Source organism: Mesorhizobium sp. M0088 (assembly GCF_040322895.1).
Taxonomy (GTDB): Bacteria; Pseudomonadota; Alphaproteobacteria; order Rhizobiales; family Rhizobiaceae; genus Mesorhizobium.
Genome location: NZ_JAMYUI010000054.1, coordinates 1 through 10,338, shown reverse-complemented (window position 1 = coordinate 10,338; position 10,338 = coordinate 1). Strand labels below are relative to the sequence as shown.

The 10,338-nt window shown below is 62.6% G+C and carries 9 protein-coding genes; 2 read left to right on the top strand and 7 right to left on the bottom strand.

What is annotated here, in order from left to right; translation table 11 throughout:
- Positions 1-144: 144 nt before the first annotated feature.
- The 3 genes from ilvC to NKJ67_RS34815 form a co-directional block, all read right to left on the bottom strand.
- The gene (gene ilvC, locus NKJ67_RS34825) at positions 145-1,164 is read right to left on the bottom strand and encodes a ketol-acid reductoisomerase (protein ID WP_013531065.1); all 1,020 of its coding nucleotides are present in this window, start codon (positions 1,162-1,164) and stop codon (positions 145-147) included.
- A 25-nt stretch (positions 1,165-1,189) separates the two neighbouring features.
- Positions 1,190-1,843: a TetR/AcrR family transcriptional regulator gene (locus NKJ67_RS34820; protein ID WP_352585841.1), complete on the bottom strand. Its 654-nt coding sequence runs from the start codon at positions 1,841-1,843 to the stop codon at positions 1,190-1,192.
- 147 nt (positions 1,844-1,990) lie between these two features.
- Positions 1,991-2,449 carry a MarR family winged helix-turn-helix transcriptional regulator gene (locus NKJ67_RS34815; protein ID WP_127398663.1) on the bottom strand — a complete coding sequence of 153 codons (459 nt, stop codon included), beginning with the start codon at positions 2,447-2,449 and terminating at the stop codon, positions 1,991-1,993.
- Positions 2,450-2,543: 94 nt separating this feature from the next.
- Here NKJ67_RS34815 and NKJ67_RS34810 point away from each other — a divergent pair, with 94 nt between their 5' ends.
- Positions 2,544-3,269 (top strand): glutathione S-transferase family protein, encoded by a 726-nt coding sequence (locus NKJ67_RS34810; protein ID WP_352585840.1) that lies wholly within the window; start codon positions 2,544-2,546, stop codon positions 3,267-3,269.
- Positions 3,270-3,305: 36 nt separating this feature from the next.
- Here NKJ67_RS34810 and NKJ67_RS34805 read toward each other — a convergent pair whose 3' ends face one another.
- From NKJ67_RS34805 to NKJ67_RS34795, 3 genes are all read right to left on the bottom strand, one after another.
- Positions 3,306-6,116: a CHAT domain-containing protein gene (locus NKJ67_RS34805; protein WP_352585838.1), complete on the bottom strand. Its 2,811-nt coding sequence runs from the start codon at positions 6,114-6,116 to the stop codon at positions 3,306-3,308.
- 37 nt (positions 6,117-6,153) lie between these two features.
- The gene (locus tag NKJ67_RS34800) at positions 6,154-7,356 is read right to left on the bottom strand and encodes an FAD-dependent oxidoreductase (protein WP_352585836.1); all 1,203 of its coding nucleotides are present in this window, start codon (positions 7,354-7,356) and stop codon (positions 6,154-6,156) included.
- Positions 7,357-7,491: 135 nt separating this feature from the next.
- On the bottom strand, positions 7,492-7,902 hold the full coding sequence (locus NKJ67_RS34795) for a winged helix-turn-helix transcriptional regulator (RefSeq protein WP_127269397.1): 411 nt from the start codon (positions 7,900-7,902) through the stop codon (positions 7,492-7,494).
- A 135-nt stretch (positions 7,903-8,037) separates the two neighbouring features.
- Between NKJ67_RS34795 and NKJ67_RS34790 the strand changes: the two genes are divergently transcribed.
- Positions 8,038-8,931, top strand: coding sequence for an SDR family oxidoreductase (locus tag NKJ67_RS34790; protein WP_352585834.1), 894 nt, complete (start codon positions 8,038-8,040; stop codon positions 8,929-8,931).
- A 57-nt stretch (positions 8,932-8,988) separates the two neighbouring features.
- Here the strand turns inward: NKJ67_RS34790 and NKJ67_RS34785 are convergent.
- On the bottom strand, positions 8,989-10,338 hold a 1,350-nt coding region (locus tag NKJ67_RS34785; protein ID WP_352585832.1), incomplete at its 5' end, for a potassium transporter Kup.

Here is a 10,338-nt window from a genome sequence, read left to right as displayed (position 1 = left end):
ACGAACAGGATGGAAACGAATCTCCATCCTGTTCGATAGGTCTTACCAGATCCTCATCCAGCCCAACTTAAGTGAACTGCATTAGCCACTTGGCGCCGTTTTTGTTCATGGAAGCCGCTGTTTTCGAGCGCTTGTGGATTTCGCTCAGTTCTTGGCCTTGTCGACCAGCTTGTTCTTGGAAATCCAGGGCATCATCGCGCGCAGCTTGGCGCCGACTTCCTCGATCTGGTGGCTGTCATTGTTGCGGCGGATGCCCTTGAAGCGGGACATGCCGGCGCGGTATTCCTGCATCCATTCCGAGGTGAATTTTCCCGTCTGGATGTCCTTGAGCACGCGCTTCATCTCGGCCTTGGTCTCGGCGGTGATGATGCGCGGACCCGAGACATATTCGCCCCATTCGGCGGTGTTCGAGATCGAGTAGTTCATGTTGGCGATGCCGCCTTCATAGATCAGGTCGACGATCAGCTTGACCTCGTGCAGGCACTCGAAATAGGCCATCTCAGGCGCGTAGCCGGCTTCCACCAGCGTCTCGAAACCGGCCCGGATCAGCTCGACCAGACCGCCGCACAGCACGACCTGCTCGCCGAACAGGTCGGTCTCGCATTCCTCGCGGAAATTGGTCTCGATGATGCCCGAACGGCCGCCGCCGACGCCGCAGGCGTAGGACAGGGCCAGGTCGAGCGCATTGCCCGAGGCGTCCTGGTTGACGGCGACCAGGCACGGCACGCCGCCGCCCTTCTGGTATTCGCCGCGCACCGTGTGGCCGGGACCCTTCGGCGCGATCATGACGACGTCGACCGTCGACTTCGGCTCAATCAGGCCGAAATGCACGTTGAGGCCGTGCGCGAAGGCGATAGCGGCACCATCGCGGATATTCGGCGCGATCTCGTTCTTGTAGATGTCGGCCTGCAGCTCGTCAGGCGTTGCCATCATCATCAGGTCGGCCCATTTGGCGGCGTCGGCCACGCTCATCACCTTGAGCCCATCGGCCTCGACCTTCTTGGCGGTCGCCGAACCGGCCTTGAGACCGATGGCGATTTCCTTGGCGCCGGAATCCTTGAGGTTGAGCGCATGCGCCCTGCCCTGGCTGCCGTAGCCGATGATGGCGACCTTCTTGCCCTTGATCAGATTGAGATCGGCATCACGATCGTAATAGACGCGCATTTTGTCTTCCTTCCCGTTTTATGAATCAGAGGCCCTGCGGCCCGGTTTTTGCTCCGAAAAGAGCGAGAAACTGCTGCGTCGCGCGCGCGGCATCGCCGCCGATCGCCGCCTCAGTCAATTCCAGCCGGTCGCCAAGCAGCAGACGGATCTGCACGTCGCGGGCGACCAGCCCGAAAAAGGTGCGGAACGCCGTCTCGGCATCCGCGAAATCCAAAAGCCCGGTCCGTCGGCCGGCCTCAAGCACCGGCTTCAACCGTTTGGCCAATGCGAAGCGGCCGTTCTCAAGCACCACGGCGCCGAGATTGTCCTTGCCCGAACCGGCATGGCTGACCGCCACCCGGTTGAGCGCGATCGAGGTGTCACTGGAGATCACCTTGAGCCAGTCCGAGGCGAAGCGTTCGAGACTTGCGGTCAGGGAGGCAAGATCGAGCCCCTTGCCGTCAACCGGCGCCACCCGCACTTTCGAGGCCTGCCACTGCACCGTCGCCGTCAGCAGCCCGTCACGGTCGCCGAACCATTTGTAGAGCGTTTCCTTGGAGCAGCTGGCGCGGCGCGCCACGGCGGTCATGGTCAGATGATCGCCCTCCTCGACCAGCAGCCGCAACGCCGCGTCGAGCACGGCCTTCTGCCGTTCTGTCAGCGCTTCGCTGGTGTCGATGTCGGGCACGCTGTGCAACACGCTCTTCTCTCGAAAGGTCGGGCCACCGGTCACTCCGATAAGCCGTACCGTACGTTACGGTTCGGCATATTGCGCAATCCGAGGCCGCGCGCAAGAGGGCGGGCGCAAAATATCTGCAAGTGATGCGTTGCCGCGCGACAAGCCTCGCTAATCGGAGGCTGGCGGATGGCGCAATCGTCCAAGCAGTGCGGAGACCCTGGTCAATTCATCCGCCGACAGTTTGGCGCCAACCAGTTCGGTGATCGACCGTCCGTAGACAGCCCACATCTGGCGGCGTGTCTCGCGGCCCTTGGCGGTGATGCGGATGGTCTGGCCACGACCATCATCGGCCACCGTCAGTTTCTCGACGAGCCCATCGGCCTCGAGCCGGGCCAGCAGGCGCGAAATGTTGTATTGCGCGAACAGAGTGCGCTCGATCAGCTGGAACGGCCGCAGCCCGCCCTCGCCCGCCTCAGCGAGCTCATGCAGCACGTCGTACCAGGCAAGCGGCGGCAGGCCGGCGGCCTTCAACGCTTCTTCAGCGCTTTCCATCAGTTGGCGCGAAACGCGCATCAGGCGAGCCCAGGCCTTGATGGCTTCTGGCGAAGGCGTGGCTTTCTCGGTCATGGCCAAGCATAGGCAGTAGATGCATCTGCATCAAGCTTGACGATAGATGCATGTGCATCTATATAGATGCAAATGCATTAACCTTGGAAACCTCATGGCACACAAGCTCATCCTCGTCAGCCATCACCTCTGCCCCTATGTGCAGCGCGCCGCGATTTCGCTGGCCGAAAAGGGCGTGCCGTTCGGGCGCATCGATATCGACCTGGCCAACAAACCGGATTGGTTCAAAGCGATCTCGCCGCTCGGCAAGGTGCCGCTGCTGCGCGTACAGCGAAATGGCGAGGAAACGGTGATCTTCGAATCGGCCGTCATCCTCGAATTCCTTGAAGAGACGCAAGCCAATCCCCTCCACCCTGCCGACCCCTATGCCCGCGCCCGTCATCGCGCCTGGATCGAGTTCGGTTCGGCAACCCTCAACGCCATCGGCCGGTTCTATTCAGCCTCGACCGAAGCTGGCTTCCTGGCCGAATCCAGCGCGCTGTCCGCCATGTTCGATCGCCTCGAAGCCGAGCTGGCGGACGAGCCCGGCGGACCCTGGTTCGCCAGCAAGCACTTTTCGCTGGTCGACGCCGTTTACGGTCCGGTCTTCCGCTACCTCGATGTCTTCGACCGCATCGGTGATTTCGGCATTCTGGACGGCAAACCGCTCGTCCGAGCCTGGCGCAAAACGTTGAGTGAGCGCCCGTCGATCAGGCAAGCCGTGGCGCCGGACTATCCGCAGCGCCTGCATGCTTTCCTGCAAGCGAAGGGATCGCACCTTTCAGGCCTCATCCGCCGAAGCGATCCGGCCACCGCGCTTCGGTCAGCCCGATCCGCTTGAACGGATCGATCGCGGGCAAGCGTTGGCTCGCGGCCGTCAGTTTTCGAACATGACGAAGGCGGCCCACACCCGAGGGTCCTGCGCGCCTGATATCTCGCCGTCGCGGGCATCGCGACGAGCCTGGCGCAGCGCTTCCGGATAAGTCCGCCCGGCGCCGAGATGGCCGTAGAAGCTCACCATGAAGGCAGCGGTTCCCGCATCGTCCACAGGCCAAAGGGCTAGCAACGAGCGCTTCGCACCGGCAATGTTGATTGCCGTCGGCAGGCCGCGCAAACCGCCGACGAATGTCTCCTGGCCACGGGCCGTCTCGCAGGCGGAGAGCACAAGCAGGTCGAGGTTCGACAGGTCCCACATCATCAGCTCCATGCCATAGAGCCGGCCGTCATCATCATCGCGCTTCATCGATTGCCGGTTTCCCGACTGGGACAGCACGACCTCACTCTGCCACAGCGCATTCACGGCACCGACGCCGCCCTCTTTCTCGTCGCGGTAGGCACCATGTGTGGCCAGATGCGCGACCGTGGCCTGCTCCATGTCCTTGCGCAGCGCCCGTTCGCCGGCAGCCGTTCCGGTAAGGGTCTCGACCGAATAATGATCGCCGTGCAGGATCGAGGCGATCGCGTCGACCTCCTTGCGGGTACCCGGTAGCGGCTCGGCACCCTTCTCCGCACCCCGTGCGTAGTCCAGGCCGCCGGCCAGCAAGGCCTTGCCGGACTTGGGAAAACTCTGATCGACGCCTGCGTTCAACAGCGATTCCGGTCGGGTCAGCATGCGCACCAGGAAGCGATCATCGAGCGACGCGCCCTTGCTGTCCTGCAGCAAGGGGAACGGCACCGAAAACAGCTTGCCGTCCGGCACCACGAAAAGCGTGTCGGCGCCGCCAAGCGACGGCTCCAGAGGTGCGATCAGACCGGCGTAAAGCCCTGTGAATGTCGCGTTCAAATCGACCAGGGTCACAGCGCCACGCTCCTGCGCGGAGCGGGTCGACCTGAGGTTTGCCATGCGGGTTTCCCGGGCGGCGGGGATAAGCCGGCGCGGATCGCCGAGGTCATAGAGCGACGGCTGCTGGTCCTTGCGCGTGACGATCGCGTAGAGCCGTTCGTCTTTCAGCGGATCGGCGCTCTCACGATCCGCCCGCCACTTGCGAGTGATGAAATAATCGATCAGCGCCTCGTTGGGCTTCAGCAGCGTGTTGGCGGATGGCAGTGGCTTGTCCACCACGCTTTGGTCGAATCTGTACTTCGTCGTGACTCTCGTGATCGCCTTTTCGTACGCCGCCTGAGCCTGGTCGGGCCGCGCCGCACCTGGATCGTCGGCACTGTCGCCACTGGAAGCAGCCTCCTGGTAGGCCAGGGACAGCCGTATCCCGGCCTGGATCAAATGCCGTGTCTCCATATCGTTCGGATCGATCAAACGCGACAGTCTGCGCAACTGATCCCGTTTGTCGTTTTCGAGTGTCGGCCAGCGACGCACCGCTTCAGCGAATGCCGGCACTGCCGATGCGTTGTTCTTTGCCAACCGCGCATAGTCGTAGAGCATGTCATCGGCCAAGGCGCGGCTGGCTTCAGCGACGACCGGGTTGGCGGCCGTGCTCACCTGGAACCAATTCCAACGCAACATGTCATCGTTGAGAGCCGCAAAATCGGTGGCTGCAGCCTCGGGATTCGACTTCGCCTTGAGGTTGGCCATGGCCTGCCGCGCGGCAAAGGTCAGCGGGTGCACCGAGCCGTATGTCGATCCGGCGATGCTATAGGCCCGATCGAGTTGGTGCATGCTGTTTTCGGCATCGCCCATGGCGGCGAAATGCGCGGCGAGCAGGTTGGCGATCTTGATTGCCAATATCTCGGGATAACTCGCGTCGTTGGTCACCGGCAGCAAGCGTGCGAGCGTCGGCGCGTCAAGCGGCTGTGCACCGGAAAGAGCTCTGGTGTAGAGCAGCCACGCATCGGCCTGCTCAACCAAATTGCCTTCCTGCTTGAGGACGACAGCGATATCCCGGTCCTGCTGGAAATAGCCCAAGGCCTCGTCGTACTTGGCAAGGTCGAGATAGTCCTGAGCCGTGTTGTTGGCGCTGACCAGAACGTTGAAGTGATTTGGCCCGTAGTAACCGATACGTTTCTCGAGCACATTCAGGTCGTACTGTAAGGCGCGTGTCGGTGCCCCGATCTGACGCAACATGTCGGCAAGATTGTTCTGCAGCTTCCAGGTGAATCGATCGTCCTGGCCAAGCACCCGCTCCGCAATCTCCAGATTGCGCTGGTCGACGTTGATCGCCGCAGCGATTTGACCGAATGAAGCAATCCCTGTCGCCAGCACATCGTTGGCATACATGAGTTCCGGGGATTCCGTGCCATGGTAGCGGGCGTAAAGATTGGTTGCCGTAGCGCACATGGAAACGAAGCCCTGATAGTCTTTCTCGGCCTGTTTCAGCATTGCGTAATTGAGATAGAAATCGGCACGCTTGGCGACATCCTGCTGCATCGCCCTGGTTTTCAGGCCCTCAGCGAAAATCTCTTCGGCGTAGTCGAGAATCTGGTTGTTGAGGAACGTCGCGCCGGCGTTGGAGTAACTCTCCACGGTGACCTCGTAGAGGTCGCTTCTGGCTGCAGCGAGCAGGGCCGCCCGCAACTGCGCATAACCTTCGTCGAAGCGCCCCGCCTCCATCATCAGCTTGTAGGCCGCATCGATCCGAGCCTTCAGCGCCGCTTCACTGTCTGCCGGAGCCTGCTGGCTGGCCTGACCTAGCGTCTGAGCTTGCGCCGTCGGCAAGGGCGGCGCCACGACCGACGTGGCCAAGACAGACGCAACGACCTGCATCAGGCCTAGCGATTTTCGGACTATGGACATGACAGCGTTCATGCGGATCGGTCTGATGCGAAAAACTCTAGGATGCGGTCGTATCATGACCCGGATTTTGTCCGAAATTCCACCGTGTTTCCTTGAGTCCAATCCGCTTGAACGGATCGATCACGGTTCCGGCCACCATCGAGGCAAGGAATTGCGGCGCCGGCGAGATTTTTGCCACCGTCGCCACCAGCCTGTCGCGGATGAAGGGCAGCGCCACCGAATCCGACTGGTAGAACGGCGTGAATGCCAGCGACAGTGCCTGGAAGATGCGGACATGCCAGCGCCGCGCCTTCGCATAGGCTTCCAGTGCTGCCTCGACACTCCTTGTCCGCACCAGCGCATGGCTGAGCGCCGCCGCGTCGAGCAGCGCCATGTTCGCCCCTTGCCCCAATTGCGGACTGGTGGAATGCGCCGCGTCGCCGATGACGGCCAACCGCCGGCCAATCGGAAGCCTCATCGTGTGGTGGCCGTAGCGCGCCAGCGAAAGCTGGTCGAAACCGTCGATTTGGCTGGTGAATGCCTCGCTCTGCGGCCACAGCCGGACCACCCTCTCCTTCCAGGCGTTCAGGCCGCGAACGCGCACCTCATCGGCATCCGACGGCTTCAGGCTCCAGAAGAAGGCCGCCATCTTTTCAGCGCCCGGCTGCGGCCGGCCGATCGGCAGCACGCCGATCATCACGCTCGCTTTGTCGTAGCGTTGCAGCAGCGCGTGCTCGTCGAAACCATCGCCACGCCAGCCGAGCGAGGCCCAGAACGCGCCATAGGTGAGTGGCCGCGGCTCGCCTGGAGCGCTTTCGCGGCGCAGTTTCGAGCGCGAACCGCTGGCGTCGACGACCAGATCGAACGGCCCTGCCCTCCGCCCGTTGCCACAGATCAGCGTCGCCCGTTCGCCGGTCTCCAGGGCCTCGATCTCGACGCCGGTCTCGATGGCGATCGCCTCGCTCTGCGCGGCGCGGAAAAGCACGCCGAACAAAGCCGCCCGGTGCACCGCCAGCCCGAAGCGGCCACCGCGTTGCGCGTCGTAGCGGACATCGAGCACCGTACGGCCCGTGGAAGCATCGGCGCCATACAGGCGGTCTATGCGGCTGCCCAGCGCCAGTATGTCGTCGAGCAGGCCAAGACCGGCCAGCACCGTCAGCCCTGTCGGCTGAAGAATCAGCCCGGAGCCGACCGGCTTCGGCTCATCGAAGCGCTCGAACACGGTGACCCGATGCCCGGCACGCCTGAGATAGAGCGCCATGGCCAGTCCCGCCGGCCCGGCGCCTGCAATTGCGATATCATAGGAAATGCCAGTGCCCCCAAAGCCGGATTGGCCGGGACAATCCTTCAGCGGCGGGACGAAATCAAGCCGTCACCAACGGCTTTGCGCCGCTGGTCAGCCCTGGGCGGCGTCAAAATCGGCGCGTGCGCCGCGCACCGCATCATGATTGAGCTCGGCCCACAGGATCAGCTGATGCAAGGCGCCGAACATCGAATGCCCGAGATCGGTCAGGCTGTACTCGACGCTCGGCGGCTTGGTCGGGAACACCTCACGATGCACATAGCCGTCGCGCTGCAAATCGTAGAGCGTCTGCGTCAGCATGCGCTGTGAAATGTCAGGCACCAGCCGCCGCAACTCGCCGAATCGATAGGGCTGCTCGGCCAAAGCCATCATCAGCAGCGAGCTCCATTTGCCGCTCACGCCCTGTATGACCTCGCGGACCGGACAATTGGCGAAGTTGCCGCCGCCGGAGACCGCCTTGTAGACCTCCAACTTCGATCTCAGATTGACGATCTTGCTGTCCACCGCTGGTTCCCTGCGCGTGCCTACCTCCCGAAAAACTGCCTTCTTTACGGCTCTGGGTCAATTCCTATTTTAGTGCTGGTCTCTTTTTGAGACCGCCACTCGAACCGCCTTAGCGGCGCAATGTCAGGATCTTCCATGACCCAAACCCTTCTCGTCACCGGCGCTTCCGGCCAGCTCGGCCGCGGCGTCATCCGCTATCTCCTGGACACGCATAAAGTTCCGCCAGCAAAGATCATCGCCACCACACGCAATCCGGAAAGCGTGGCCGATCTGGCGCTGCGCGGCGTCGTTGTGAGGGCCGCCGACTTCAACGACGCGGCCTCGCTGGAAACCGCATTCGAGGGCGCCGACAAGGTGCTGATTATTTCGACAGGGGATCTCGATCTCAAAAGCGGCAGGCGCCTGAAGCAGCACAAAAATGCCGTTGCCGCAGCCAAAAACGCCGGCATTTCGCATCTGCTTTACACCTCGATGCCCAATCCGGAGCCGGTTTCGCCGGTCCTGTTTGCCGATGACCACTACAGCACCGAGCAGGCCATCAAGGCGAGCGGCATTCCCTACACGATCTTCCGCAACGGCTGGTATCAGGAGAACCTGTTCCTGGGGCTGCCGCACGCCATCGCCTCGGGACACTGGTATACGTCCGCCGGCGAGGGCCGCGTTGCGCCTGGTGCGCGCGACGACATGGCAGCAGCGATCGCCGCCGGTCTCGCTGCCGTTTCGAACGAAAGCAAGACCTACACCTTGACCGGCCCGCAGGCCTACACCACGGCCGAGATTGCCGCCCTGGTAAGCGAGGTCACCGGCAAGCCGCTCGATGTCGTCCAGGTTTCGGATGAAGCCTTGACCGAAGGCGTGAAGGCATCAGGCGTTCCCGAGGATTTCGCTGAGGTCATCGTGTCCTTCGACGCCAACACGCGCGCCGGCCGTATCGCCATGGTGACCGACGCAATCGAGTCGCTTTCGGGCAGGACGCCAAAGACGTTGAAGCAATTCCTCGAGGCGAACAAGGTCGCCCTGGCCGGTTGAAGCGGAGTGACATGGACTGTGCCGTGAGGCACAGTCCATTCGCCGATCCGGCATGTCCTAGATCGCCACCTGCGTGCCGATCTCGACCACGCGCCCGGTCGGGATCTGGAAATACTCCGTCGCGTCCGCCGCCGTGCGGGCCAGGCCGATGAACAGCCGGTCCTGCCACACCGGCATGCCGGAATTGGGCGAGGCCTTGAGCGAACGCCGCGAGAGGAAGAACGAGGTCGTCATGATGTCGAACTTCCAGCCCTGCTTGCGGCAGATCGCCAGTGCGCGCGGAATGTTGGGCTGCTCCATGTAGCCGAAGGTCAGCGTCACCCGCATGAACAGCTCGTTGACCGTCTCCATCTTGACCCGGTCGCTGTCGGGCACCACCGGCTGCGGCGCGGTCACCACCGAAAGGATGACGTTCTGCTCATGCAGCACCTTGTAGTGCTTCAGGCTGTGCATCAGTGCGGTTGGCGCACTGAGCGGATCGCTGGTCAGGAACACGGCGGTGCCTGAGACCAGCTGAGGCTTCTTCTTCAACAGATTGCCGGCGAGGAAATCCAGCGGGATCTCGTTGCGTCGGGTCTTGTCGAACAGATAGCGGCTGCCACGCACCCAGGTCCACATGGCCAGCACGACGGTGAAGGCCACGGCCAGCGAGGCCCAGCCGCCCTCGAACACCTTGACGATGTTGGAGGCAAAGAAGCCGACATCGATGAAGCCGAACAGCGCCGTAAGCGAGATTGCCACCCACAGCCGCCATTTCCAGATGCGCGTCATGACGACATAGAGCAGCACCGTCGTCACCAGCATGTTGCCGGTCACCGAAATACCGTAGGCCGACGCCAGCCTGCTGGACTCGCCGAAGCCGACCACCAGCATCATCACCACCAGCGCCAGCAGAAGATTGACGCGCGGCATGTAGATCTGGCCGGACTGTTTCTCCGACGTGTGCAGGATTTCGAGCCGCGGCAGCATGTTGAGCTGCACCGCCTGCCTGGTCAGCGAGAACGCGCCTGATATCACCGCCTGGCTGGCGATGACCGTGGCGGCAGTCGCCAGCACGACCATCGGGATCAGCGTCCAGCCTTCGTTCATCTCGAAGAACGGATGGCCGACGACGCCATTCTTGGCCAGCACGAAGGCACCCTGCCCGGCATAATTGAGCAGCAGGCAGGGAAACACGATCGCCAGCCAGGCCAGCACGATCGGCTTGCGGCCGAAATGGCCGAGATCGGCATAGAGCGCTTCGGCGCCGGTCACGGCGAGAAAGATGGCGCCGATGGTCACGAAGGCGACATCGGGCGAATTGATCAGGAAGGCGACGATATAGTGCGGGCTCACCGCCCACAGGATTTCCGGATCGGCGATGATGTGGTTGAGGCCGGAAAGGCCGATGGCCAGGAACCATACCGC